General features: G+C 67.7%; 23 protein-coding genes, 3 tRNA genes and 1 pseudogene. 13 read left to right on the plus strand and 14 right to left on the minus strand.

The genetic code is table 11. From position 1 onward, the window contains the following. Positions 1-245 precede the first annotated feature (245 nt). Positions 246-1427 (minus strand): amino acid deaminase/aldolase, encoded by a 1182-nt coding sequence (locus tag ACIA8G_RS22290; RefSeq protein ID WP_396420570.1) that lies wholly within the window; start codon positions 1425-1427, stop codon positions 246-248. 72 nt (positions 1428-1499) lie between these two features. On the opposite strand from ACIA8G_RS22290, the gene ACIA8G_RS22295 reads away from it, so the two are divergent. Then, a complete protein-coding gene (locus ACIA8G_RS22295) occupies positions 1500-2792 on the plus strand; it encodes a D-arabinono-1,4-lactone oxidase (protein WP_396420571.1) in 1293 nt (430 codons plus the stop codon). On the opposite strand, the gene ACIA8G_RS22300 is transcribed toward ACIA8G_RS22295, so the two are convergent. The 4 genes from ACIA8G_RS22300 to ACIA8G_RS22315 all read right to left on the minus strand — a co-directional run bounded on the left by ACIA8G_RS22300 (position 2789) and on the right by ACIA8G_RS22315 (position 5377). Beyond that, positions 2789-3445, minus strand: a complete 657-nt coding sequence (locus ACIA8G_RS22300; RefSeq protein ID WP_396420572.1) for an NAD(P)H-binding protein — start codon at positions 3443-3445, stop codon at positions 2789-2791. The two genes, ACIA8G_RS22295 and ACIA8G_RS22300, sit on opposite strands and share 4 nt — an antisense overlap. 14 nt (positions 3446-3459) lie before the next feature. Then, a complete protein-coding gene (locus ACIA8G_RS22305; RefSeq protein WP_396420573.1) occupies positions 3460-4077 on the minus strand; it encodes a hypothetical protein in 618 nt (205 codons plus the stop codon). A 315-nt stretch (positions 4078-4392) separates the two neighbouring features. Next, the gene (locus ACIA8G_RS22310) at positions 4393-5205 is read right to left on the minus strand and encodes an NADP-dependent oxidoreductase (protein WP_396420574.1); all 813 of its coding nucleotides are present in this window, start codon (positions 5203-5205) and stop codon (positions 4393-4395) included. A gap of 89 nt (positions 5206-5294) precedes the next feature. Then, positions 5295-5377, minus strand: a tRNA-Leu gene (locus ACIA8G_RS22315). Between the two features lie 116 nt (positions 5378-5493). Here ACIA8G_RS22315 and ACIA8G_RS22320 point away from each other — a divergent pair. The 7 genes from ACIA8G_RS22320 to pknB are packed head-to-tail and all read left to right on the plus strand — an operon-like array spanning position 5494 to position 15123. Beyond that, positions 5494-6762: a DUF3662 and FHA domain-containing protein gene (locus tag ACIA8G_RS22320; RefSeq protein ID WP_396420575.1), complete on the plus strand. Its 1269-nt coding sequence runs from the start codon at positions 5494-5496 to the stop codon at positions 6760-6762. A gap of 50 nt (positions 6763-6812) precedes the next feature. After that, positions 6813-7274, plus strand: coding sequence for an FHA domain-containing protein (locus tag ACIA8G_RS22325; RefSeq protein WP_030465595.1), 462 nt, complete (start codon positions 6813-6815; stop codon positions 7272-7274). Next, entirely contained in the window at positions 7271-8665 is a 1395-nt protein-coding gene (locus ACIA8G_RS22330; RefSeq protein WP_396420576.1) for a PP2C family protein-serine/threonine phosphatase, read from the plus strand. Before ACIA8G_RS22325 ends, ACIA8G_RS22330 begins: the two co-directional genes overlap by 4 nt. A gap of 3 nt (positions 8666-8668) precedes the next feature. Then, positions 8669-10141: an FtsW/RodA/SpoVE family cell cycle protein gene (locus ACIA8G_RS22335; protein ID WP_396420577.1), complete on the plus strand. Its 1473-nt coding sequence runs from the start codon at positions 8669-8671 to the stop codon at positions 10139-10141. Next, positions 10138-11613, plus strand: coding sequence for a peptidoglycan D,D-transpeptidase FtsI family protein (locus ACIA8G_RS22340; protein WP_396420578.1), 1476 nt, complete (start codon positions 10138-10140; stop codon positions 11611-11613). The genes ACIA8G_RS22335 and ACIA8G_RS22340 overlap by 4 nt, the downstream gene beginning before the upstream one ends. After that, the gene (locus ACIA8G_RS22345) at positions 11613-13067 is read left to right on the plus strand and encodes a serine/threonine-protein kinase (protein ID WP_396420579.1); all 1455 of its coding nucleotides are present in this window, start codon (positions 11613-11615) and stop codon (positions 13065-13067) included. Before ACIA8G_RS22340 ends, ACIA8G_RS22345 begins: the two co-directional genes overlap by 1 nt. A gap of 55 nt (positions 13068-13122) precedes the next feature. Further along, on the plus strand, positions 13123-15123 hold the full coding sequence (gene pknB, locus ACIA8G_RS22350; RefSeq protein ID WP_396420580.1) for a Stk1 family PASTA domain-containing Ser/Thr kinase: 2001 nt from the start codon (positions 13123-13125) through the stop codon (positions 15121-15123). Positions 15124-15173: 50 nt separating this feature from the next. Here the strand turns inward: pknB and ACIA8G_RS22355 are convergent, their stop codons facing one another. Beyond that, complete coding sequence (locus ACIA8G_RS22355) at positions 15174-15815, minus strand: aminodeoxychorismate/anthranilate synthase component II (RefSeq protein ID WP_396420581.1); 642 nt, start codon at positions 15813-15815, stop codon at positions 15174-15176. A 77-nt stretch (positions 15816-15892) separates the two neighbouring features. On the opposite strand from ACIA8G_RS22355, the gene ACIA8G_RS22360 reads away from it, so the two are divergent. Further along, positions 15893-17239, plus strand: coding sequence for an FAD-dependent oxidoreductase (locus ACIA8G_RS22360; RefSeq protein WP_396420582.1), 1347 nt, complete (start codon positions 15893-15895; stop codon positions 17237-17239). A 504-nt stretch (positions 17240-17743) separates the two neighbouring features. Here ACIA8G_RS22360 and ACIA8G_RS22365 read toward each other — a convergent pair. Together ACIA8G_RS22365 and ACIA8G_RS22370 are read right to left on the minus strand one after the other, a co-directional pair. Further along, positions 17744-17899 (minus strand): hypothetical protein, encoded by a 156-nt coding sequence (locus ACIA8G_RS22365; RefSeq protein WP_189157537.1) that lies wholly within the window; start codon positions 17897-17899, stop codon positions 17744-17746. Continuing rightward, a complete protein-coding gene (locus ACIA8G_RS22370) occupies positions 17899-18888 on the minus strand; it encodes a class E sortase (RefSeq protein ID WP_396420583.1) in 990 nt (329 codons plus the stop codon). The genes ACIA8G_RS22365 and ACIA8G_RS22370 overlap by 1 nt, the downstream gene beginning before the upstream one ends. Before the next feature lie 464 nt (positions 18889-19352). Here ACIA8G_RS22370 and crgA point away from each other — a divergent pair, with 464 nt between their 5' ends. Further along, entirely contained in the window at positions 19353-19619 is a 267-nt protein-coding gene (gene crgA, locus ACIA8G_RS22375) for a cell division protein CrgA (protein WP_030465604.1), read from the plus strand. Positions 19620-19863: 244 nt separating this feature from the next. Continuing rightward, positions 19864-20259: a PH domain-containing protein gene (locus ACIA8G_RS22380; RefSeq protein ID WP_396420584.1), complete on the plus strand. Its 396-nt coding sequence runs from the start codon at positions 19864-19866 to the stop codon at positions 20257-20259. On the opposite strand, the gene ACIA8G_RS22385 is transcribed toward ACIA8G_RS22380, so the two are convergent. Both ACIA8G_RS22385 and ACIA8G_RS22390 read right to left on the minus strand, forming a co-directional pair. Further along, positions 20260-21183, minus strand: a complete 924-nt coding sequence (locus ACIA8G_RS22385; RefSeq protein WP_396420585.1) for a rhomboid family intramembrane serine protease — start codon at positions 21181-21183, stop codon at positions 20260-20262. Continuing rightward, the gene (locus ACIA8G_RS22390) at positions 21180-21728 is read right to left on the minus strand and encodes a peptidylprolyl isomerase (RefSeq protein ID WP_396420586.1); all 549 of its coding nucleotides are present in this window, start codon (positions 21726-21728) and stop codon (positions 21180-21182) included. The genes ACIA8G_RS22385 and ACIA8G_RS22390 overlap by 4 nt, the downstream gene beginning before the upstream one ends. 94 nt (positions 21729-21822) lie before the next feature. Here ACIA8G_RS22390 and ACIA8G_RS22395 point away from each other — a divergent pair, with 94 nt between their 5' ends. After that, positions 21823-22389, plus strand: a complete 567-nt coding sequence (locus ACIA8G_RS22395; protein WP_396420587.1) for a hypothetical protein — start codon at positions 21823-21825, stop codon at positions 22387-22389. On the opposite strand, the gene ACIA8G_RS22400 is transcribed toward ACIA8G_RS22395, so the two are convergent. Further along, positions 22390-22923 (minus strand): DUF2020 domain-containing protein, encoded by a 534-nt coding sequence (locus tag ACIA8G_RS22400; protein WP_396420588.1) that lies wholly within the window; start codon positions 22921-22923, stop codon positions 22390-22392. It lies immediately after the preceding gene. A 108-nt stretch (positions 22924-23031) separates the two neighbouring features. Here ACIA8G_RS22400 and ACIA8G_RS22405 point away from each other — a divergent pair, with 108 nt between their 5' ends. Then, positions 23032-23424, plus strand: a complete 393-nt coding sequence (locus ACIA8G_RS22405; protein ID WP_396420589.1) for a DoxX family protein — start codon at positions 23032-23034, stop codon at positions 23422-23424. Positions 23425-23646: 222 nt separating this feature from the next. Here ACIA8G_RS22405 and ACIA8G_RS22410 read toward each other — a convergent pair. From ACIA8G_RS22410 to ACIA8G_RS22420, 3 genes and pseudogenes are all read right to left on the minus strand, one after another. Then, positions 23647-23719 (minus strand) — tRNA-Ala (locus ACIA8G_RS22410). Between the two features lie 35 nt (positions 23720-23754). Continuing rightward, positions 23755-23874: pseudogene (locus tag ACIA8G_RS22415) on the minus strand (DLW-39 family protein); the annotation flags it as partial. A gap of 191 nt (positions 23875-24065) precedes the next feature. Beyond that, positions 24066-24139, minus strand: a tRNA-Ile gene (locus ACIA8G_RS22420). Between the last annotated feature and the right edge of the window lie 42 nt (positions 24140-24181).

The raw sequence follows: 24181 nt of genomic DNA on the forward strand, positions 1-24181 counted from the left end.
CCTAGACAAGAAGAATGATCAACCAAGGGCTTCACTCATGATCAACTAGGGTGCTCACTCCGCGGCCATCGGTTAAAACTCAAGCTAGTGGCGTGGCTCAGAAGGTTGCCGGGGAATTCGCGGTCAGACGGGTGCATCGTGGTGCCGCCCCCACGTCCTCATACTGGACGTATGGGGGCGTGGGGGCGGTGCCGCGAGGCGCCCTGCTGAGCGTGAATTACCCGCCAACCTTCTGAGTCACGCCACTAACCGAAGTTGCGGCGCTCACCGCGGTAGGTCGGCACCGTGCGTTCGATGCGGTCACCGTGCACGAGATGGACCTCGTCGAACCGCTCGAACAGCTCGCCCGCCTTGGCGTGCCGCAGCCACACGCGGTCGCCGATCTTCAGGTGTTCCGCCGCCTTGCCGGTGACCGGCGTCTGCACCTCGCCGGCGCCTTCGAGGCCGAGCGTCTTCAGCCCCTCCGGCAGGTACGGCGACGGCTGGCGGTCGGGCGTCGGCGTGCCGGACGCGATGTAGCCGCCGGCGAAGAGGGTCGCCGTGCGCTTGGTCGGCTTGCGGACCACGGACAGCGCGAAGAGCGCCGCCGGTTCCGGCTGGAACGACTGGTAGCCGTCGAAGAGCGTCGGCCCGAACAAGCCAGAGCCCGCCGCGAGCTCGGTGACCGACGGGTCCGACCGCGTCAGCTCCAGGCTGCCGGTGCCGCCACCGTTCACGAACTCCAGGTCAGCGACCTGCCGGACCGCGTTGACGACGGCGGTCCTGCGTTCGACCAGCTCCGGTCCGGACTTGCCCTGGATGGCCCGGATGGCCAGTGCGCGCAGCGGCTGACCAGGTGGGTTGTCGCCCAGGCCGGCGATCTGGCCCTCGTACGCCATGACGGCGACGAGCTTGAAGCCGCGTCGCTGGTTGATCTTGCCGGCGAGCACCCTGGCCTGAAGAGGCGTGTGGATCGGCGAACGGCGCGGGCCGATGTGGATGCCGGGCAGCGGCTTCCACGACACGTCGAGCTCCAGGCAGACCCTGATGTCGCTGTGCGGGCCGATCGCCGCGTCCACGAAGTCGAGGTGCTCGGTCGAGTCGACCATGATCGTGACGCGCTGACGTGCGGTTTCGTTCGCGGCGAGCTTCTGCAGCGAGGCACGGTCTGCGGTCGGGTAGGCGACCAGCAGGTCCTCGCTCACGTTCTGCTCGGACAACCACAGCGCCTCAGCCAGCGAGTAACACATCACTCCGGCGAAGCCGGGCCGGTCGAGGGCCCGGCTCACCAGGTCACGCACACGGATCGACTTGCTCGCGACCCGGATCGGATGACCGGCAGCGCGGCGGGCGAGGTCCGCCGCGTTGTGGTCGAAGGCATCCAGGTCGACGATCGCGAACGGAGGATCCAAATCCTTCGTCGCGGCGTCGAGGCGTGTTCTGCGCATGCTCTGACCGTACGTCCTGAACCCTTGAAACGTGAAGAGCTTTCACCTACGTTGCTCGCAGGTCACACTCTCGTGGAGGTTCGCGTGTGGACGAACTGGGCTCGCACTGCGTCATGTGTGCCGACGCGTGTCGTCCACCCGGCGAGCACGGATGAGATCGCCGCGGCGGTCCTGTCCGGCGGCCGCGTCCGTGCGCGGGGCAGCGGTCACTCGTTCAACGACATCGCGGTCGCGCCCGAGGTGGCGCTCGACCTCGACCGCTGGACGGGGATCGTGCGCGCGGACGCGGAAACCGGGCTGGTCACGGTCCGTTCCGGCACACCGCTCTCCGCGCTGAACGCCGATCTGCACCGGCTCGGGCTGGCGATGCCGAACCTCGGTGACATCGATGCGCAGACCGTCGCCGGCGCGGTGTCGACGTCGACTCACGGCACGGGCGCGAAGCTCGGCGTGCTGGCCACGTCCATCGCGGCGCTGGAACTGGTGCTGGCCGACGGGTCTGTCGTCTCGTGCTCACGCTCGGAGCGACCGGACCTGTTCAACGCCGCCCGCGTCGGGCTCGGTGCGCTGGGCATCATCAGCACGATCACGCTGCAGTGCGTGCCGTCGTTCGTGCTTCGTGCCTCGGAGTCCCCTGGCCGGCTGGACGCGGTGCTGGAGCGGTTCGACGACCTGTGCGCGGTCGAGGACCACGTCGAGTTCCACTGGTTCACGCACTCCGACCGGGTGATCCTCAAGCGCAACAACCGGATTCCGGAGCCTGCCGAGCCGCTCTCGCGCCTGCGCCAGGTCTGGGAGTACGAGGTCATGGAGAACGCCGCGTTCGGCGCGGTGTGCAAGGTGGCCAAGACGTTCCCGCGCTACACCAGGAAGCTCAACGAGATCTGCGGCTCGCTGATCTCCGAGCGGTCGTACTCGGACTACTCGCACAACGTCTTCGTGACGCCCCGGCGCGTGCGGTTCGTGGAGACGGAGTTCTCGATCCCGCGCGAGACGTTGATGGACGTGATCGGCGAACTGCGAGCGGTCGCGAACAAGCTGGGCGACCGGGACGCGTTGATCGTGCCGTGCGAGGTGCGGATCGCGCAGGCCGACGACATCTGGCTGTCCACGGCCAGCGGCCGCGACACCGCGTACATCTCGATGCACCAAGCACTCGGCATGCCGTACAAGGCTTTCTTCGACGCCTACGCGAGCATCGCCGCGTCCGTCGGCGGGCGTCCGCACTGGGGCAAGATGCACGACCTGACGGCGACCGAGCTCCGCCCGCTGTACCCGCACTTCGACGACTTCCTGCGGGTGCGGGACGAGGTCGATCCAGGCAGGACGTTCAGCAACGCCTACCTGGACCGGGTGCTCGGTTAGAGAACGGCTTTGACCGCCTCGGCGACCGGCGTCTCGCCGTTCGTCAGCTCCAGCGTCTTGCCGATCGTCGCCGGGGCGTTCAACAGCTCGGCCAGAACCGCGGCCACGTCCGCGCGCGTCACCGACGCCCGCGGCAACTGAGGCTCGGCCAAGGTCACCAGGCCGGTCGGCGCATCGTTCACCAACGGCCCCGGACGCAGGATCGTCCAGTCCAGGTCGCGCGGCTTCAGGTCTTCCTCGGCCAGCCGCTTGGCCTTGAGGTAGATCGCGAACTCCGGATCGACGGAAGGCGAGTCGGCGACCTCGATGCCCACCGTGGAGACCTGGAGGAACCGCCGCACCCCCGCCGCGGCAGCGGCCGAAGCGAACAGGGCGGCGGCCCCGTAGTCCACGGTGTCCTTGCGGGCGACCCCTGAGGCGGCCCCGGCGCCGGCCGCGAAGACCGCGGCATCAGCGCCGTTCAAATACGCGGCGACCGAGTCGACTGTCTCCGACTCCAGGTCGCACAACACCGGAACGGCTCCGGCTTCTCGCACATCGGTGAAGTGGTCGGGATTGCGAACCAACGCTGTTGCCGCGTCTCCACGGGTGGTCAGCAGCTGCTCGAGAAGCAGCGCGATCTGCCCGTGTCCGCCGGCGATGACTACTCGCATCCCCCGACCGTAGATCAGGAAGCGGTGGCGAGCACCTGCTCGTAGACCAGCTCGTTGACCCAGCGGGTGATGGCGGTGTCCTCGGCGGGCACGGTCTCCTGGCGGCCGGTGACGTCCACCGACAGGTCCTTCTCGTCGTCGGCGAGCAGAACGGAGACGCCGTAGCGACGCACGCGCGGCAGGCAGTTCGTCAGGTAGTCGTTGGTGAACGCGACCGAGTCCGGGAGGACGACCGCGGCGTTGCCGTAGCGGGCGAAGGGGACGGCGGACGCGAGGGCGGTGCGCCAGTGGCGGGCCACGGCCAGGACGCCGACGATGCGGACGGCGGCCGGCGGGACGCGGCCTTCCATCTCCGGCCACACCCAGGTGGAAACAGTGGTCTTGTCGGCCTCAGGGCCCGCACCCACGCACACGCGCTCGGCGTGAGCATCGGCCATGAGCTCGGCCACGACGACGACCTTGCGGCCCATCAGAACCATCTCGGGGAGAACCACGCCGTGCCAGCCGAGGCGGATCGCCGCAGCGGCTGCCAACTCCTCGACGGACGCGGGCAGTTCCGGGACCGGGACCGCGGTCGTCGACAGTCCGTTTGAGCTGTCGAGTGCCGCGATCCTTGCTGGGGTGCTGCTCACGCCAGTGCCTCCTCGTCACCCGCGGCGGGAGATCCGCCGCGTTTCGACTCGTGCTCTGGATAAGAATTAGCAGCAAGCGCGCGGCCCGCCCCCAGGTCGCCGCACCCCCTGCGATCGACGGCGCAGACCGGTCGGTGACCGGTCGAAGAGCGGCCCCTGGAGTTCGGTCCAACGGTGCTGCCGTCTGGGTGACATTAATCCGGATGGACGCACCATAAAGGCTGCTCAGAGTGGGTCCGTCAGGCGTGAGGGCAAAATGCCGGTCAGCGACGCCGGTCACCGTCCGTCGACCGTTCACCGCGCCAGAACGACCACCTACATGATGATCACGGTTTTCCCAGGCCCGTGACCTGCGAAAACGTCGGCCGCAGCGCGCAACGGGACGCGCCGGGAGATCGGGACCTCCAGGTCTCCTGCCTGCACCATCGACGCGAGCCGCACAAGTGTTTCCCGCGACCCCGTCATGCCGAAGTTCTGCGCCGAATCGCTGGAGACGTAGTTGGTGTTGAAGGCCAACGGCGCGAAGCGCGCGTTCGCCTCGAACGACGAACGGTCGGCGCTCACGAGGTCGATGAGCGCGTCGGCCTCGACGAGGGAGTCGCCCCGGCCGATCGGGATGACCCGTTTGCCCGCCGCACGGGCGATCTGGACGGCGAACGAGCCCACCCCGCCGTTCGGCCCGACGATCAGCACGGATTCCGCGTCACCGAGCGACTCGACCAACTGCAGCGCCGTCATGCCGGCGGTCGGCAATGCGGCGGCAACGGCGGGATCGAGGTCTTCCGGCAACGGCGCCAACGCGTTCCCGGCCGGAACTGTGACGAACTCGGCGTATGTGCCGATGCCGACAGGACGGTGGAAGAAGGTGCCGAAAATCCTCTCTCCGGAACCGACGACCTCACCGGCCCCGTCAGTTCCCGGAACCAACGGGAACACGTGCTCTGCGGAACCCCGGAGCATCCCGCCGACGACTTTGCGGTCGAACGGGTTCACGCTCGCCGCGAACAACCGGACCTTGAGCTCGTTCGGGCCCGGTTCAGGCTCGGGAAGCTCGACGAGTTCGAGCTCCGCACCGAAATCCGCCGCCGCTATCGCCCACATGCCGACCCCCGAACGAGTGACAGACATCACCTGTTGGATCAAGGAATCCGATACTGCCGATCAACGAAAGAACCCCCCTCACGATTCCGCGAGGGGGGTTCTTTCCGTCTGTTCTATGGGCAAGGGGGGAGTTGAACCCCCACGTCCTTTCGGACACACGGACCTGAACCGTGCGCGTCTGCCATTCCGCCACTTGCCCCTGGAGACGTTTGGAACACTAGCACGCGATCAGAACGGGTTCCTAATCGCCCATGTAGGGCTGGTCGTACCCGGATACGATCGGTACAGGAGCCCGTCCGAGCGGAAGGAGTTGACGTGGGCCTGCAACGCTTCGAGCGCAAGCTGGAAGGTCTGGTCGGCAACACCTTCGCGCGCGTGTTCGGCGGCAACGTTGTGCCCCAAGAGGTGGCAACCGCGCTGCAACGGGAGGGTGACAGCAACATCCGCGAACTCGCGGGTGGCAGACTGCTAGCCCCCAACCACTACACCGTGTTGCTCGGAGCCCAGGACCACGAGCGTCTTGCGGGCGATGAGCAGGATGAACTACGCATCACCCAGCTTCTCGCAGAGGGCCTGCGAGAGCATCTGGCCGAGTCCGGATGGGATACCTATGGTGACGTCGTAGTCTCCCTGGAGCGCTCCGAGGCGCTGCACACCGGACAGTTCCGAACCAGCTCGTCCGTCGACCCCGACGTGAAAGCGGCCAGCCGACGGTCAGCACCACCTCGCACCGCAGGAGACCGATCCATGAGCCAGCCACCCGGCTACGGACAAGGACAGGGCCAGCCCGGCCAGGACCCTTATGGTCAGCAGGGCGGCTACGACCAGGGGTACGGCCAGCAACAGGGCTACGGCCAACAGGGCTACGACCAGCAGCAGCAAGGCGCTGCGGGCGCGGCCGGCTACGACCAGGGTTACGGCCAGCAGGGCTACGGCCAGCAGGGCTACGACCAGGGTTACGGCCAGCAGCAAGGCGGCGGCTACGACCAGGGTTACGCCGGCGGCCAGCAGCAGCAGGGCTACGACCAGGGCTATGGCGGTGGCCAGGCGCAGCCTGGTTACGACCAGGGCTACGGCGGCGGCCAGCAGCAGGGCTACGGCCAGCAGGGCTACGACCAGGGTTACGGCCAGCAGCAAGGCGGCGGCTACGACCAGGGTTACGGCGCCGGCCAACAGCAGGCCGGCTATGACCAGGGTTACGGCCAGCAGCAGGGTTACGGCCAGCAAGGCGGCTACGACCAGGGCTACAACCAGGGCGGATACGCCCCGCCGGCCACTCAGGGCGCCAACCGCCAGCTCAACGCGACATTGCATCTCGACGACGGTTCCAACCGCACGTACAACCTCAAGCAGGGTGGAAACGTCGTAGGTCGTGGGCAGGAAGCTGACTTCCGCCTCCCGGACACCGGAGTCTCCAGGCGCCACCTGGAAATTTCGTGGGACGGGCAGAATGCGATGCTCGCTGATCTCGGTTCGACGAACGGAACCACGGTGAACGGCACGCCAGTGCAGACTTGGCAGCTCGCGGAGGGCGACGTCGTCCGCATCGGCCACTCGTCACTGGTCTTCCGCACCGCGGGCTGAGGTCGATACGGGCGTCGGTAAGCAACTCAAGGCAGGAGCGGTTACAACCGGTGCCAGAGCTGGTGATGCAGCTGACCAGAGCGGGCTTTCTCGTGCTCCTCTGGCTGTTCGTGCTGGCCGCCCTACGTGTGGTCCGCTCTGATCTTTATGCTGCCTCGGGACTTCGGGCGTCAGGACTGCCCGGATTCCGGAGGTCTGAGAAGTCGGCGAGGGGAAGCAAGGCGCCGCGTCAGCTCGTGGTCACCCACGGGGCGCTGACCGGCACCCGCATCTCGCTCGACGGCAGGCCGATCCTGATCGGCCGTGCTGACGACTCCACTCTCGTCCTGGACGACGACTTCGCGTCGACCAGGCACGCGAGGCTGTCCATGCGCGGCACCGACTGGTACGTGGAAGACCTCGGCTCCACGAACGGCACCTACCTAGACCGAGCCAAGGTCACCGCACCCCTGCGCGTACCTCTCGGCACCCCGATCCGCATTGGCAAAACGGTGATCGAGCTGCGCTCATGACCTTGGTTCTTCGATACGCGGCCCGCAGCGACAGGGGCCTGGTTCGTGCCAACAACCAGGACTCCGTGTACGCGGGCCCCCGCCTGCTCGCAGTAGCCGACGGCATGGGTGGCCACGCCGCCGGTGAAGTCGCGAGCAAGGTGGTCATCGCCTCGCTGGCCCACGTCGACGACGACGAGCCCGGCGACGACCTCCTCGGCAAGCTCCGCGACGCGGTCGCGAGTGGCAACGGCGCCATCTCCGAGCTCGTGACGAGCGACCCGGACCTGGAAGGCATGGGCACCACGCTCACGGCCATCCTGTTCGCGGGCAACCGGCTCGGACTCGTGCACATCGGCGACTCCCGCGCGTACCTGTTGCGCGAGGGCATGTTCGCGCAGATCACGCACGACGACACGTTCGTCCAGTCGTTGATCGACGAGGGGCGGATCACGCCGGACGAGGCCGCGACGCACCCGCAGCGCTCACTGCTGCTGCGTGCACTCACCGGCCACGACTTCGAGCCCAGCCTCACGGTGCGCGAGGCGCGGTCCGGCGACCGGTTCCTGCTCTGCTCGGACGGTCTGTCCGGTGTCGTCACCCAGGAGACCCTGGACGAGGCGATCCGGATCCCGGACCCGCAGGCCTGCGCGGACCGCATGATCGAGCTCGCGCTCAAGGGCGGCGGCCCCGACAACGTCACGGTGATCGTGGCGGACGTCGAGGACGTCGACTTCGGCGACGACTACCCGATCGTCGGTGGCGCGGCAGGTGACGGCAGCGAGGACCACACGCCTCCGCCGGACTCCGCGGCCTCGCGGGCGAGCGCGATCACGCAGCAGCGCCCGCCGATGCCGCAGCGCGTCGAAGCACCGCCGCCACCGCCGATGGACCCCAAGCGCAAGAAGCGGACCGCCATCAAGGCGTTCCTGATCATCTTCCTGCTGGTCCTGCTCACCGGTGCGCTGGCGGTCGGCGGCAAGCTGTGGCTCAACACCCAGTTCTACGTCGGCTCCACCGAGGACGGCCAGGTCGCGATCTTCCGCGGTCTCAACGGCACCGTGCTCGGTTTCAAGCTGTCGTCGAAGATCGAGGACTCGTGCCCGCCCGGTTCGACGGGCTGCACCCCGATCTCGCTGAAGGACCTGCAGGAAGCCGGTCGCAAGACCATCACCGCGGGCATCAGGAGCGACAACGGCCTGGACGGCGCGCGCGCCGCGGTCAGGTTGCTGCGCACGGAGCACATGCTGCCGTTGTGCAAGGACACCTCGTCGACGTCGAGCACCTCCACGACGCCGACGCCGCCCGCGAACGGTTCGGCGACCACGCCGCCGCCGGACAGCGGCACCAACGAGCCTTCGCTCACCCCCTCCCAGCAAAAGCCGGGTGTGGAATGCCGGGAGGGTCCGTAGTTGATGGGCTCGCCCGTTCCCGTCGGGGAAGGCTCACCAGTCGCGTCCGTGGCGACCAGCACGTCGCCGGGACTGCGGCCGCCGACGCGGCGCGGCACCGAGCTGGTGATGCTGTCGTTCGCCGCGGGTCTCGTGACGCTGGCACTGATCCTGGTCGAACTGAACCAGGAACGGTCGCTCAGCCTGAGGATTCTCTACCTCGGTCTCGCGTACCTCGGCCTGTTCGCCTGTGCCCACCTCGCCGTGCGCAGGTGGGCGCCCTACGCCGACCCGGCGATCCTGCCGTGCGTCGCGCTGCTCAACGGCCTCGGCCTGGTGGTGATCCACCGGATCGACCTCGCCATGGAAGGCGTGCCCTTCGACGACGGTTCCACGTGGGACCCGGTCGCGTTCAAGCAGGTCATCTGGACCGGCATCGGGTTGGTGCTGTTCGCGGCCACGCTGAAGTTCCTCTCTGACCACCGCACGCTCGCGCGGTTCGGCTACACGTTCGGCCTCGTCGGACTGGTCGCGCTGATGCTGCCCGGTGTGCTGCCGGGCTTCATCGCACCGGAGATCAACGGCGCGAAGATCTGGCTGCGCATCGGCCCGCTGTCCATTCAGCCAGGTGAGTTCGCGAAGGTCCTGCTGATGGTCTTCTTCGCGGCGTTCCTCGTGTCGAAGCGCGACCTCTTCACCGTCGCCGGCCGCCGGTTCCTCGGCATGGACCTGCCGCGCGCGCGTGACCTCGGCCCGCTGTTCGCGGCCTGGGGTGTCACGGTCGCGGTCATGGTGCTGCAGAAGGACCTCGGCTCCTCGCTGCTGTTCTTCGGCATCGTGCTGGTGCTGCTCTACGTCGCCACCGAACGCGCGGCGTGGGTCGTGCTCGGTCTCGGCCTGTTCTCCGGTGGCGCGATCGTCGCGTGGAAGCTCTTCAACCACGTCCAGCAGCGCGTCGCGAACTGGCAGGACCCGGTCAGCCGCTACGACGTCCCCGGTGGCGGTTACCAGATCTCGCAGTCGCTGTTCGCTCTCGCGACCGGCGGCATCGGTGGCGCGGGCCTCGGCGCCGGCCGCCCGGAGATGATCCCCGAGCGGAACACCGACTTCATCGCCGCCGTGATCGGCGAGGAGCTCGGGTTCGTCGGCCTCGCCGCGGTGCTGCTGATCTACATGGTCATCGCGCTGCGCGGCCTGCGCGGCGCCATCTCGGTGCGCGACAGCTTCGGCAAGCTGCTCGGCGGCGGTCTGGCGTTCGCGCTCTGCTTCCAGGTGTTCATCATCGTCGGCGGTGTCACGAACCTGATCCCGATGACGGGTATCACCGCGCCGTTCCTGTCCTACGGCGGTTCGTCGCTGCTCGCGAACTACATCCTGATCGCGTTGCTACTGCGAATTTCTGCCGCGGCGAGGGCCCCGCAGAGGACTCCCAAGCCGAAACCGCAACAACCGGCTATCGCCGACCAGCACACTGTGATGGTGGAGCGTCCCAAATGAACACACCGCTCCGCCGCGTCGGCATGGCCATGATGGTGATGATCGTCCTGCTCCTGGGCAACGCGACCTGGGTCCAGGTGATCAACGCCGATGAGTGGCGCAAGAACCCGTACAACCGCCGCGTGCTGCTCGACGAGTACGCCCGCAAGCGCGGTCTGATCACGATCGCCGACGGCACCGTGATCGCGGACGTCAAGGAGACGGAGGACCGTCTCCGGTACCTGCGCGTCTACAACAACGGTCCGGCCTTCGCCCAGGTGACCGGGTACCTGTCGGTCACCTACGGCACGTCGGGCATGGAGCGCGCGGAGAACGACCTGCTGAACGGCTCTGACGACCGGCTGTTCGCGCGCCGCGTCTCCGCGCTGATCACCGGTCGCGACCCGGTCGGCGGCAACGTGCAGCTCACGCTCGACGCGAAGGTGCAGCAGGTCGCGTTCGACCAGCTGACCGCGAAGGGCTTCACCGGCTCGGTCGTCGCGATGAAGCCGGACACCGGCGAGATCCTCGCGATGGTGAGCACGCCGTCCTACGACCCGAACCGCCTCGCGAGCCACGACCCGGAGGAGCAGCAGGCGGCGTGGAAGGAACTCACCGCCAAGGACAACGGCAACCCGCTGATCAACCGCGCGACGCAGGGCCTCTACCCGCCCGGCTCGACGTACAAGGTGGTCGTCGCGGCCGCGGCGCTCGCCGACGGCAAGAACAAGGACGCGCAGTACACGGCCAAGGGCACGATCAACCTGCCCGGCACGTCGAACGCGCCTTTCCCGAACTTCAACGGCCAGCCCTGCGGCCCCGGTGAGACGGTGTCGATGGAGACCGCCCTCGCCAAGTCGTGCAACACCGCGTTCGGCGAGATGGCGGCGCAGGTCGGCAAGTCCAAGCTGACGGCGCAGTCGGACAAGTTCGGCTTCAACGACAACGACCTCAAGGTGCCGCTGGCGGTCGAGACGTCGTCTCTCGGCGCGATCCAGGACGAGGCCGCGCTCTACCAGAGCGGCATCGGCCAGCGCGACGTGCGCGTGACGCCGCTGCAGAACGCGATGGTCGCGGCGACGATCGCCAACGGCGGCAAGCGGATGCAGCCGTACCTGGTGTCGAAGGTGCTGGGTCCTGACCTCAAGTCGATCGACGAGACCGACCCCGACCAGCTCGACACCGCCATGACCACGGCGAACGCGAACGTGCTGCGCGACATGATGATCCAGTCGGAGATCAACACCGGCGGCGAGGGTCGTCTGTCGAACGTCCAGGTGGCGTCGAAGACCGGTACCGCCGAGCACGGCGAGAACGTCGCGCAGAACAAGCCGCACGCCTGGTACATCGCCTTCGCGCCGGCGCAGAAGCCGGAGATCGCGATCGCCGTGATCGTGGAGGACGGTGGCGACCGCGGTCTGGGCGCGACCGGCGGCAAGGTCGCCGCCCCGATCGGGCGCGCCGTGATGAACGCGTATCTGGCGGGTCGCTGATGCTGACCACGGGCCAGCTCCTCGCCGACCGCTACCGCCTCACCAGGCGGATCGCGGTCGGTGGCATGGGCGAGGTCTGGGAAGGCGCCGACCAGAGGCTCGACCGCCGGGTGGCCGTGAAGGTGCTCAAGGCGGAGCTCTCCGGCGATCCCGAGTTCCTGCACCGCTTCCGCGTCGAGGCGCGGATGACCGCGTCGCTCAACCACCCCGGCATCGCGTCGGTGCACGACTACGGCGAGACCGCGTCCGTCGCCGACGGACCGGAGGACACCGCGTACCTCGTGATGGAACTCGTCGAGGGCGAACCGCTGGCAACGATCATCTCGCGGGGCAGGCTGACCGCCGAGGTGACGATGGATCTGCTGGAGCAGACCGGCAACGCCCTGCAGGCGGCCCACGAACGCGGGCTCGTGCACCGGGATGTGAAGCCGGGCAACATCATGGTCACGCCGTCGGGCAAGGTGAAGATCACCGACTTCGGCATCGCGAAGGCCGTGGACGCGGCACCCGTGACGCGGTCCGGCATGGTCATGGGGACCGCGCACTACATCGCTCCCGAGCAGGCGCTCGGCGGCGAGGCCGAACCGGCGAGCGACGTTTACTCGTTGGCAGTGTGTGGCTACGAATGCCTGGCCGGGCACCGCCCGTTCCTGTCGGACAACGCCGTGACCGTCGCGATGATGCACATTCGCGACATCGCGCCGCCGTTGCCGCCGGACGTGCCACCGGGCGCGCGGGCGTTGATCGAGGCGACGCTGGTCAAGGATCCGCGGCAGCGCTACCGGACCGGTGGCGAGTTCGCCGCCGCGGTGGGCGCGGTGCGGATCGGCCAGCCACTGCCGACGCCGTCCGGGTTCACGATGCCGCAGGTACCGCCCCAGGTGCCGCTGCCTCCGCCGCCTCCGCAGGTCTCACAACCACTGCCGATTCCACCGCCGATGGCGCACCACCCGACTGGACCGGGGCGTCCCGGCACCCATCCGGCGATGCCACCGGCAATGCCACCGCCGCACCAGACCGGCACCTTCGCGCCCATGCCTGCACCACCCGGGAGAAACCGGCATGTGGTCTGGGTTATGGTCGCTCTCCTGGTGGCCGTGCTGTTGGTGCTCGGCGTGGTCGTCCTGTGGAAGTTGACCGTGAAGCCGAACGAGGGCAACGGGCAAGGTGGCCAGCAGACCACCTCCAGCTCGGCGAACCCGAACGGACAGGCGAAGCCCGACTCCGCCGACCGGATACCGGGTAATCCGCCGAAGCAACTCGACGAGGACGACTACATCGGTCGGTCCGGCGACGAGGTCAGGGCAGAGCTGACCGACCACGGCTTGGAGCCCAGGGTGCAAAGCCCGCAGGGAACCTCGCCTGGCGACCTGAAGAAGTGCCGGGTCACCGCCATCACGCCAACGGGCGTGGTTGCGGCTGGCTCGCAGGTGAAGGTGACGTGCGCGCCATGAGCAAGACCAGAACCGAGTTGGGAACACTGTCGACGAGGAGCGGGACGAAGCACCGATGAGCACTCCGCGACTGCTCTCCAACCGCTACGAACTGGGTGAGACCCTCGGATACGGCGGTATGTCCGAGGTCCACAAGGGGCGGGACGTCCGCCTCGGCAGAGACGTGGCGATCAAGGTGCTGCGCGCCGACCTGGCCCGCGACGCTCAGTTCCAGGAACGCTTCCGCCGCGAGGCGCAGAACTCCGCTGCTCTGAACCACCCGGCGATCGTCGCCGTCTACGACACCGGCGAGACGCAGACCGAGTACGGCCCGCTGCCGTACATCGTGATGGAGTTCGTCGACGGGCGAACGCTGCGCGACATCGTGAAGACGCAGGGCCCGCTGTCGGGCAAGCGCGCGATGGAGGTCATGGCCGACGTCTCGGCCGCACTCGACTTCAGCCACCGGCACGGCATCGTCCACCGCGACGTGAAGCCGGCGAACGTGATGATCACGAAGTCCGGCGCCGTGAAGGTGATGGACTTCGGCATCGCGCGTGCCGTGCACGACGGGCAGGCCGCGGTCACCCAGACCGCCGCGGTGATCGGCACCGCCCAGTACCTGTCACCGGAGCAGGCGCGCGGCGAGTCCGTCGACGGCCGTTCCGACGTCTACGCGGCCGGCTGCGTGCTGTTCGAGCTGCTGACCGGCGAGCCGCCGTTCACCGGTGACTCCCCCGTCGCGGTCGCGTACCAGCACGTGCGGGAAGACCCGAAGTCCCCGTCGGCGCTGAACCCGAAGGTCTCGCCGCAGCTCGACGCGATCGTGCTGAAGGCCATGGCGAAGGGCCCGGCCAACCGCTACCAGTCCGCCGCGGAGATGCGCGCGGACCTGGTGCGCGTGCTCTCGGGTCAGCGTCCGTCCGCGCCGGCCGTGATGACGGCCGAGGACCGGACCGCCGTGATGAACGAGCAGTCGCGCGCCCCGCGCACGCAGGTGATGTCCGGTGGGGGCCGGCACCGCCCGGCGGCGTTGAAGTCGGAGCCGGAGGACGACTACGACCCGGCCGCCGAGGAGGAAGAGGAGCGGCGCGCCAAGCGCAAGAAGGCCATCATGATCACGCTGGTGGTCATCCTGTGCATCGCCGTGCTCGGCCTCGCCGCGTGGATCACCAAGAACGTGATGAACACGGGCTCCGAGGGGTCCGAGAAGGCCACCGTGCCGTCGATCGTCGGCCTGGACCCGTTGAGCGCCAAGGAAAGGGTGACGAAGGCCGGCCTGACCCCCGTTCAGGAGCTGCTCGCCTGCGAGCCTGGCGCGAACGGCCAGGCCGCGCCGTGCACGTCCGACCAGATCTCCAAGGTCGTCAGGACGGACCCGCCGGACGGCAGCCAGGTCGCGAAGGGGTCGAACGTCACCATCTTCGTCGGCTCGCCTCCCGGTGAAGCCACCGTGCCGGACCTGAAGGGCAAGACCCCGCAGGAGGCACAGGCGCTCCTGGACAAGGATCCGAACGGCTTCAAGCTGCAGCAGAGCCCCGAGGGCATCGAGGTCGACGACACCAAGCTGGAGAACAAGGTCGCGGCGCAGAACCCCGAGGTCGGCCTGAAGCTGAAGAAGGGTGGCACGATCACCATCCAGCTCGGCAAGGCACCGGACAAGCAGAACGTGCCGAACGTGGTCAACAGCGACCTGAACGACGCCCGCCAGACGCTGGAGGGCTCCGGCTTCAAGGTCAACGTCGAGCAGGTCGACAGCGCGAAGCCGCAGAACCAGGTCATCTCGCAGACGCCGACCGGCAACACCAAGGCGGCCAAGGACACGACGGTCACGCTGCGGGTCTCGAAGGGCAACCAGATCGAGATGCCCGACCTGACCGGCCTGTCCGACAAGGACGCCGAGGCCAAGCTCAAGGCGGCGGGCTGGAACGGCAACTTCAACATCCAGGAGCAGGCGGTCGGCAACCCGTCTCAGGACAAGAAGGTGCTCTCGCAGCAGCCGACGAAGGGCACGGCGATCACGAAGGGTTCGACGGTCACGGTGACGGTCGGCAAGTTCGGGATCGGCACGACCTGACGCACTGAGGTTTCTGGGGCGGCTTCCCGTTGGGGAGCCGCCCCTTTTCGTTACTGGCGGGCCGCTGCGGCGAGCGTGCGCATGCCGTTCTCGAGCTGCGCGACCGTGGCCTCCGGCACCTCGTACCCGCAGACCTTCAACCAGTTGGCGAGCATGCGGTGGCCGCCGTCGGTCAGCACCGACTCGGGGTGGAACTGCACACCCTCGACCGGAAGTTCCTTGTGCCGCATGGCCATCACGATGCCGGTCTCGGTCTTGCCGGTGACCTCGAACTCAGCGGGGACCGTCTCGGGCAGCACCGTCAGCGAGTGGTACCTCGTCGCGATGAACGGCTTCGGCACGCCGGCGAGCACGCCCTGGCCCTCGTGGAAGACGATGCTCGTCTTGCCGTGCAACAGTTCGGGCGCGCGGTCGACCGTGCCGCCCCACACCACGCCGATCGCCTGGTGGCCGAGGCACACGCCGAAGACCGGCTTACCTGTGTCGGCACACTGCTTGATGACGTCGATGCTCGAGCCGGCCCGTTCCGGTGTACCCGGCCCAGGGCTGACGAGGACGCCGTCGACCTTGGCGATCTCATCGAGGTCCACCTCGTCGTTGCGCCGCACGACGCACTCCGCGCCCAACTGGGCGAGGTACTGGACCAGGTTGTAAACGAAGCTGTCGTAGTTGTCGACCACGAGCACGCGCATGCACAGAGCCTAGTCGGTCGCGTCGAGTGAGTTAGCTCTCGTCCAAGTTGAGGTTAGGCTACCCTAAAATAGGTGTCATGAGTCGCACCTTGCGCGTCGCGGTCGTCGGCGCTGGACCGGCCGGCGTCTACGCCGCCGACATCCTGACCAAGTCCGACGTCGACGTGCAGATCGACCTCTTCGAGAAGCTGCCAGCGCCCTACGGCCTGGTGCGCTACGGCGTCGCGCCCGACCACCCGCGCATCAAGGGCATCGTGGTCGCGTTGCAGAAGGTGCTGGACAAGCCGTCCGTCCGCTTCTTCGGCAACGTCGAGTACGGCGTCGACATCAAGCTCGACGACCTGCGTTCCTTCTACGACGCCGTGATCTTCTCGACCGGTGCCTCGACCGACCGCCCGCTCGACCTCCCCGGTATCGACCTGCCCGGCAGCTACGGCGCCGCGGACTTCGTGTCGTGGTTCGACGGCCACCCCGACGTGCCGCGCACCTGGCCCCTGACCGCAACGTCGGTCGCCGTCCTGGGCGTCGGCAACGTGGCACTCGACGTAGCCCGCATCCTGGCCAAGACCGCCGACGAGCTGCTGGTCACCGAGATCCCCGGCAACGTCTACGCCGGCCTGGCCGCGTCCCCGGTCACCGACGTGCACATCTTCGGCCGCCGCGGCCCGGCCCAGGCGAAGTTCACCCCGCTGGAACTGCGCGAACTCGACCACTCGCCGAACGTCGAGGTGATCGTCCACGCCGAGGGCATCGAGTTCGACGAGGCCTCGATGGCCGCGATCAGGACCAACAAGCAGGTCGAGATGATCGTGAAGACCCTCCAGGAGTGGGCGATCCGCGACGTCGGCTCCCGCCCGCGCCGCCTGCACCTGCACTTCCTGGAGGCACCAGTAGAGGTGCTCGGAGACGCCTGCGTGACGGGCCTGCGCACCGAAACCCAGGAACTGACCGGCGACGGCAACGTCCGCGGCACGGGCGTGTTCACCGACTGGGACGTCCAAGCCGTGTACCGCGCCGTCGGCTACCTCTCGACCCACCTGGCCGACATCCCGTTCGACCACGTCTCAGGCACGATCCCGCACCTCGCCGGCCGCGTGCTGGATCTCGACGAGGTGCCCATGCCCGGCGTCTACACCACCGGCTGGATCAAGCGCGGCCCGATCGGCCTCATCGGCCACACCAAGGGCGACGCGCTGGAGACCATCAACAGCCTGCTGGAAGACGCCGCTTCACTTCCCGCCGCGGCGGCGCCCTCGCCTGCCGCGATCGTGGAGTTCCTGGAGCAGCGCAACGTGCCGTTCGTGACCAACGAGGGCTGGCGACGGCTCGACGAGCACGAGATCGCGCTGGGTGCCGTGCAGGGGCGCGACCGGGTGAAGGTCGTGCCGCGTGAGGAGATGACCTCGATCTCGAACGGTCGCTGACGCTGCCGTTCTCCCCATGGGGCCGCCACCGCGGTGGGCGCGGTGGCGGCTTCAGCTACTTCCGCTCACTGCGGTGCGGGCTCCGCTGTTTCGCTCGCTGTGGCCGGTCGCCGTAGCCGATGGCCGGTCGCCGTAGCCGATGGCCGGTCGCCGTAGCCGATGGCCGGTCGCCGTAGCCGATGGCCGGTCGCCGTAGCCGGTGGCGGTCGCCGTAGCCCGTCGCCGATGGCCGGTCGTCGTCCTGAGTGGCCGATGACCCGGCGGCTGTCGACCGCCGAGATCGTGCCCGCTCCCCCCGCGCGCTTCCTCATGCGCAACGAGAACGGCGGCCTTCGGGTTCCCGCGGCTCCCGGAATCCTGTGGACAACTCGGTCGCCCACAGCTTGACCCTACCGCACCCAACCCGCTGAACTGCACAAACAGCGGTTCCAAGGTCGGCGAGCGCTCGCGAGCATCACCCGTCCAGGTGACCAATATCAGACGATCATCGAGCCGAGCTGAGGCTCACTGCGTGGTGACGTTGTTGAACGGCAGCTTCGGCTCCGCCCACGGGAACACGACGAACATCAGCAGCGCCACGATGCCGACGACGAGCACGACCGCCTCGACGACCCGCAGGTACAGCGGGCCCGGCAGGTGCCGCCAGATCCAGCTGTACATCAGCCCTCCGACATCTCTGGCGGCACGAAGCCGTCGGCCACTGGGTAGCTCTTGGTCTCGATGGCGTGCACGATCAGCCGCTGCTTGTCGGAGAAACGCGGGTGGCACGTCGTGAGGGTGAGCAGGCGGGCCTGCTGCTCGGGCGGCACCGTTGCGTTCACCTGGTGTGGGATCGGGGCGATGACCTCGCCCTGGGTGGGCACCACGATCTCCTGGCCGACGGTCTTCGCGTAGGCGTCGCCGAGGGTCGTGGACAGCGGGGCGACGCCCTTGCAGGCAGCTTCCTTCGACTTCGGGTTCGTGGCCCAGCCGGCGACCTCGCCGGTCGTCGGCAGCATGCGGTAGACGAACCACTGGGTCTGCGTCTGCACGACGATCGCGTTGCAGGACTGGAGCAGGTCGAGGTCGTTGAACGGAGCGCCCTTGCCCACGCGGTGGCCCGCGATGGCGAAGTTGCCGGCCTCGCCTGGCTGCGCGGTGTCCTTGTAGTGGCCGGGGCCGATCTCGAGGTGCTTGTCGGTCGTGCCCTCGACCACGGAGAACTTCCAGTCGGTGCCGAAGACCGGGATGTACATCTTCGCGAAGGCCTTGCCCTCGATGAGGTTCAGCTTCGACTGGCGGTTCGGGTCGGCCGGGGGCGGCGTCACCACGTTCGAGCTCCACTCGGAGTCGAGCGCGGCGGTGGCGTCCTTCTGCTTTCCCGCGGAGAGCAGGTCGGTCACGTAGACCTCGTAGACGACGAACAGCAGCACGACGAGGCCCATCGTGATGAGGGCCTCGCCTACGCCGCGAACGGTCTTGCGCGCGAGGCTGTCCGGCGGCGGGGCGGCTGCGGCCGGTTCCTCGTCGTCGTAGTACTCGTCATCGTCGTAGTAGTCGTCTTCGTAGTCGTCCTCGATGCGCGGGATCACCTCGGTGGGTGGATCGACCGGGCGGGGACGGGGCGGGCGCGGCGGCATTCCCCTCGGTGGCGCGCCCTGGAGCGGCATGCCTCCAGGAGGGGTGCCTTGCAGGGGCATTCCACCGGGCGGCGTGCCCTGGAGCGGCATACCTCCCGGCGGCGTGCCGTGCACGGGCACACCGCGCGCCGGAGTGCCCTGAGGTGGACCTTGAGGCGGGCCCTGGGGCGGGCCTGGGCGGCGCGGCGGGGCTCCGGGCGGAGGCAGGCTTCCGGAGAAAGCGCTGGTGAAGTGCGTCGCGTCGGGTGGCGGCACCGGACGTGGAGGGGGTGTGGACCGCACGTGCTGCAGGTCGTCACGACGGGGTGCAGGACGCCGTGGAGGCGGCTGCTGCGGTCCCGAGTTCACCTGAGAACCTCCGCGCGGACTGTGAACTGAAAACAACTGCGTTCTGCCAGGTGGTTCGCTGACCACCTTCGCTACGTTAACGTGTTCCCCGAGTAGTGCACGTAAACTTGCGTCACTCAGGGATATCCACGTCAGGCGAGGACAGCATGCCCAAGTCCAAGGTCCGGAAGAAGGCGGTCTACACCGCACCCACTGACCGCCGCACGCCGGTCAAGGTCAAGGCAGCGGGACCGTCTCACCCGGTCTACGTCGTTGTCATGCTCGGCTTCATGCTGCTGGGCCTCGCGTGGCTGGTCGTCAACTACATCGCGGCCGAGAAGATCCCGTTCATGCTCGAACTGGGGGCATGGAACTTCGCGATCGGGTTCGCGCTGATGATCATCGGCCTGCTGATGACGATGCGCTGGCGCTAGTCACGCTCGCAGCCTCGGCTGCTCACTGTTCGTCGAGGTCGGCCCGGACGTCACACGTCCGGGCCGACCTTTGTTATCACCACGTTCACCTGGTTCATCCCAGCGTCACCGAAGCACACGGCTGTAAGTCATCCCCATTGGGGACAAGTCCTGTGGACAACTTTGCGCGAAATTGCACAAGCGCCGGTTTCGCCTCATGCAGAGCCGTTCGGTTGTCCACATTTCATGCGGGACACTCGACGGTGTGACTCGCACCTGGTCCACGCCCGCCCCGCTCGTCGCGGTCGCGTGGGTACTCGCCGCCCTGCTCGCCGCCGCGACCTTCCTCGCCGACGACAACGCCGGCCGACTCCTCATCGGACTGGCAACGCTGCTGGTCAGCTACCTCGCGGCGTTCGCATCGCTCGCCAGGCCGCGGCTCACCGCGGACACCGACGGGCTCGCCGTGCGCGGGTTCGCCAACACCACGCGCCTGCCGTGGCACGAGGTGAAGATCAAGCTGCAGACCACCCGGCGGCTCGGGAGGGAACAGCAGACATTGGAACTCGACGCCGACGACCGTCTCGTGGTGCTCACGAAACTGGACCTCGGCGCCGACCCGGAAGAAGTCGCCGGAGTACTCCACGCCCTGCGCCCGTAATTAGTTCGAGCTACAGGTCCTGACGATCTCGGCGATGGTCTCGGCCGCCGTGTCGAGTTCGGTGGCGCGCAACCAGAGCATGCCGCCGATCAACACGGCCGCGGCCACGACCGCGGCGAGTTGGTAGAGGTTGCGGTTCTTCTGCGGCGCTCTGACCATCGCGAGCGTCAGCAGACCGCCGATGAGGAAACCGCCGAGGTGCCCGAGCAGCGAGGCGTTCGTGAAGAGGTTCGACACCAGGTTGATCGCGACGACCACGACGATCGTCGAGATGTCCCTCTTCTTGCGCTTCCACACGATGAGCAACGCGCCCATCACGCCGAACACCGCACCGGACGCGCCGGCGAGCTGCTGGCAGACCGTCCCGAAGTAGAACGCCGCCGCGCTGCCGCCGAGCAGCGACAGGAAGTACACGGCGGAGAAGCGCAGCCGGCCCAGCTCTGGCTCCATCTGGGTGCCCACGACGTAGAGCACGGCCATGTTGAGCGCCAGGTGCAGCAGGCCGAAGTGCATGAAGCCCGACGTGAGGACCCGCCACCACTCACCCTGAGCGGTGAGCTCCGGAATCATCGACGTCGCCGCGAACAGGTCTGACCGGTCGTTGTTGAACGGGCTGCCCGACTGGAAGACCGTCACGACGTACGCCAGCACGTTGAGCACGATCAGCACCGGTGTGATGATCACGCGGCCGTCCGACTGCTCGGCACCGACCAGCGTGCGCGGGCTGCGGACCGAGCGGCGACCTTCGTTGACGCAGTCGACGCACTGCTTGCCGACCGCGGCGTCGCGCAGACAGTCCGGGCACGCCGGACGGTCGCACCTGGTGCAGCGCAGCCGGGTGGGCCGATCGGAATGACGTGCGCAAACCGGGGTTTCCGGCTCCGCTCCGATCGGCCCGTCCGGTGGCACGAGTGCGTCGCTCACGCTCGTTCGATCGTGATCCGCTCGATCTTGATGTCGTTGACCGGACGGTCACCCGCGCCGGTCGTGGTGTTGCCGATCGCGTCGACGACGTCGCGCGACTCCTGGTCCGAGACCTCACCGAAGATCGTGTGCTTGAAGTTCAGCCACGTCGTCGGAGCCACGGTGACGAAGAACTGCGAGCCGTTGGTGTTGGGCCCGGCGTTCGCCATCGCGAGCAGGTAGGGGCGGTTGAACTGCAGTTCCGGGTGGAACTCGTCCGCGAAGCGGTAGCCGGGGCCACCGCGGCCGGTACCGGTCGGGTCACCGGTCTGGAGCATGAAGCCCGCGATGACGCGGTGGAACAGGGTGCCGTCGTAGAACGGACCGGAGCCCGTACCACCGGCGTTCGCCTCGGTGTAGTTCTTGGTGCCCTCGGCGAGCCCGACGAAGTTCGCCACCGTCTTGGGGGCGTGGTCGGGGAACAGGTTGATGCGGATGTCGCCCTGCGTGGTGTGCAGGGTCGCCGTCACCTTGGTCCCGACGAAGGATTCGTTGCTGTCAGCCACCACCCCATCGTGCCATCCACGGGCAGTGATGTTCAGAAAGGGGCACGATGGGTACCTGTAGGACATCACCGGACGACAACGTGTGGAGCACAGGATGGACGAGGTGGACGTCATGACCCGTGCCGGCGAGAACGTTGGCAAGGCTGTCGGCACCGGTCTGAAGGCCGCGCGTCAGGGTGTCGTTCGCGCTGGTCACGCCGCTGAGGTGAAGCTCGCGGAACGTGGCATCACGGCTGACCAGGTTCGCGGCGTGCTCGTCGAGCGGGCCGACACGCTCATGGGCAAGGCAGAGGACTGGGAGAAGCAGACGCGCCGCTCCCGCAAGCGCCTCGCCAAGAAGAGCGCGCAGACGCGCGCCGACCTCATGCGCAAGGCCGAAGAAGTTCGCAAGGAAGTGAAGAAGGCCGCCAAGCACGCGCGCAAGGACGCCAAGTCGCGCGCGAAGGAGATCCGCAAGGCAGCTGCGGGCCTCGGTGCCGACGCACCGAAGCACCGCAAGTGGCCGTGGGTCGTCGGTCTCCTGGTGGCGGGCGCGGTAGCCGGCTACATCGCGCTGACGCGCAGGCCGGAGGAGGTCCACCTGCACGACGAGGAGCAGGCCCCGATGCCGGAGCCCGTCCTCAACGGGCAGGTACCCGTCCAGAAGGAGCCGATCAAGTAGTCAGAGCTTGAGGCCCTTGATCGCCTCTTCGGCGATGCGACGGGCCTTGATCGACTGCTTCTGGTTGGTCGTCACCACCACAGCGGCGTCGCTCTTCGCCACGGCGTAGACGACGCCGTTGTCGTTGCTCACATACCCTCCGGACCACCCGGTGGGCGAGTTCGCGGGCTGTGAACCGTCCGGCGCCGCCTCGTTCACGATCAGCTTGGCCACCCGCTCCTCGCCCGCGTACACACGCACGGTCAACTGGATCTCAGTCGCGTTGGCGTAGAAGAAGCACGCAGGGTGGGGCTCGTCCGTTGACAGTTTCACTTTGGGAACGCGCTGCCCGTTGGCCTCCGCGACGAAGCCGGTCGCCAGATACGGGCAGGTGCCGTCCTTCGCGGGCTGGGGCGCGGGCGGCACTGTCGCAGCGACGCTGGTCGTGGAGGTGACCTGCTGGGGCTGGGTCGTGGGAACCGGCACGTTCTGGGCGAGATCGGTGCCGCACGCGGCGAGGACGCCGAGCAGGGGCAGCAACAGTGCTCGTTTCATAGGGGCAACAGTCAACCAGATACCAAAAGCGCCTCAAGCGGCACACTCTAAATTGGTCCATACCTTTTGTGCCCTGCCCCTGCCCCCGCGCCTTGGAAGGACCCCACCATGGAGTTCCTGGAGCAACGACGAGAGCACGCCCTTGCGCTCTTCCGCATCGTCATCGGACTGTTCTTCGTGATCCACGGCGTCCAGAAGATCTCCAAGGGAGCCGATCTGCTGTCGTGGCCGGGCGGCCCGATGAGCCTCATCGAGCTGATCGGTGGTGGCCTCATCCTGATCGGCCTGTGGACACGGTGGGCAGCGTTGCTCAGCTCCGGCGCCATGGCCTACGCCTACTTCGTGGTGCACCAGCCCAAGGGCCTGCTCCCGATCCAGAACGGCGGCGAGCTGGCGGCGGTCTACTCCTGGGCCTTCCTGCTGCTCGCCTTCACAGGCGCCGGCGCCTGGAGCATCGACAAACTCCGCAAGTCCTCAAAGAAGTCGCTAGCCACTGCATGAGTAGCAGCAACGCACTGAAGCCTGATGCCCTGTTCGCTGCGGCGCGAACAGGGCATCAGCAATAGGCAACGTCTGAGATATGGCCTGCCGACGCCGAAGGCGAGGCGGCCGGGGGTCCGGGGGCGCAGCCCCCGGCGTGGGGTCTGGGGGCTCGGCCCCCAGAAAACACAACGAGACGAGCAGGTTCGCGCTTTCCGCGAACACAGCTCGCCTCTCGTCGAGTGGAGACGAGGGGAATCGAACCCCTAACCCCCGCCTTGCAAAGGCGGTGCTCTGCCAATTGAGCTACGTCCCCAAGATCCTGGGGGCGGCAGGCCGCCCTTGGGATCAGTCGGTGGGAGCGGTGGCCTCGCGCCACAGGTCCGCGTCGGCCTTGGCCGAACGGCTGCGCTTGACGAAGAACAGGACCGCACCGGCGACTACGACGAGTGCGATGATCTTCTTAGCCACTTCGAATCCCTCCCAAGACCGTAAACCAGCTACCCCAACACGCTACAGGATGCGGAGCCTGCGCGACCGATGTGATGGGGGTCCGGGGGCTCGCCCCCGGCAGGGGGTCTGGGGGCTTGGCCCCCAGAAGAAAGACGATGATTCGAGATAGGTCGATGCTTTCCATCGACGTGGATAGCCCTCGAATCGAGTGGGCCTAGGAGGACTTGAACCTCCGACCTCTTCATTATCAGTGAAGCGCTCTAACCGCCTGAGCTATAGGCCCTCGATCAATATCGCCCCTCAGGGCGACGAGGAAGACCTTACA

This window comes from Lentzea sp. NPDC051213 (genome assembly GCF_044455585.1).
GTDB lineage: Bacteria > Actinomycetota > Actinomycetes > Mycobacteriales > Pseudonocardiaceae > Lentzea.

Excerpts from the sequence above, each read along its gene's own strand:
- ACIA8G_RS22360 (WP_396420582.1), top strand. The coding sequence starts at position 15,893 with ATGAGTCGCACCTTGCGCGTCGCGGTCGTCGGCGCTGGACCGGCCGGC.
- ACIA8G_RS22310 (WP_396420574.1), bottom strand. The coding sequence starts at position 5,205 with ATGTCTGTCACTCGTTCGGGGGTCGGCATGTGGGCGATAGCGGCGGCG.
- crgA (WP_030465604.1), top strand. The coding sequence starts at position 19,353 with ATGCCCAAGTCCAAGGTCCGGAAGAAGGCGGTCTACACCGCACCCACT.
- ACIA8G_RS22290 (WP_396420570.1), bottom strand. The coding sequence starts at position 1,427 with ATGCGCAGAACACGCCTCGACGCCGCGACGAAGGATTTGGATCCTCCG.
- ACIA8G_RS22395 (WP_396420587.1), top strand. The coding sequence starts at position 21,823 with ATGGACGAGGTGGACGTCATGACCCGTGCCGGCGAGAACGTTGGCAAG.
- ACIA8G_RS22300 (WP_396420572.1), bottom strand. The coding sequence starts at position 3,445 with ATGCGAGTAGTCATCGCCGGCGGACACGGGCAGATCGCGCTGCTTCTC.
- ACIA8G_RS22345 (WP_396420579.1), top strand. The coding sequence starts at position 11,613 with ATGCTGACCACGGGCCAGCTCCTCGCCGACCGCTACCGCCTCACCAGG.
- ACIA8G_RS22400 (WP_396420588.1), bottom strand. The coding sequence starts at position 22,923 with ATGAAACGAGCACTGTTGCTGCCCCTGCTCGGCGTCCTCGCCGCGTGC.
- pknB (WP_396420580.1), top strand. The coding sequence starts at position 13,123 with ATGAGCACTCCGCGACTGCTCTCCAACCGCTACGAACTGGGTGAGACC.
- ACIA8G_RS22355 (WP_396420581.1), bottom strand. The coding sequence starts at position 15,815 with ATGCGCGTGCTCGTGGTCGACAACTACGACAGCTTCGTTTACAACCTG.
- ACIA8G_RS22405 (WP_396420589.1), top strand. The coding sequence starts at position 23,032 with ATGGAGTTCCTGGAGCAACGACGAGAGCACGCCCTTGCGCTCTTCCGC.
- ACIA8G_RS22335 (WP_396420577.1), top strand. The coding sequence starts at position 8,669 with ATGGGCTCGCCCGTTCCCGTCGGGGAAGGCTCACCAGTCGCGTCCGTG.
- ACIA8G_RS22330 (WP_396420576.1), top strand. The coding sequence starts at position 7,271 with ATGACCTTGGTTCTTCGATACGCGGCCCGCAGCGACAGGGGCCTGGTT.
- ACIA8G_RS22365 (WP_189157537.1), bottom strand. The coding sequence starts at position 17,899 with ATGTACAGCTGGATCTGGCGGCACCTGCCGGGCCCGCTGTACCTGCGG.
- ACIA8G_RS22370 (WP_396420583.1), bottom strand. The coding sequence starts at position 18,888 with ATGCCGCTCCAGGGCGCGCCACCGAGGGGAATGCCGCCGCGCCCGCCC.
- ACIA8G_RS22340 (WP_396420578.1), top strand. The coding sequence starts at position 10,138 with ATGAACACACCGCTCCGCCGCGTCGGCATGGCCATGATGGTGATGATC.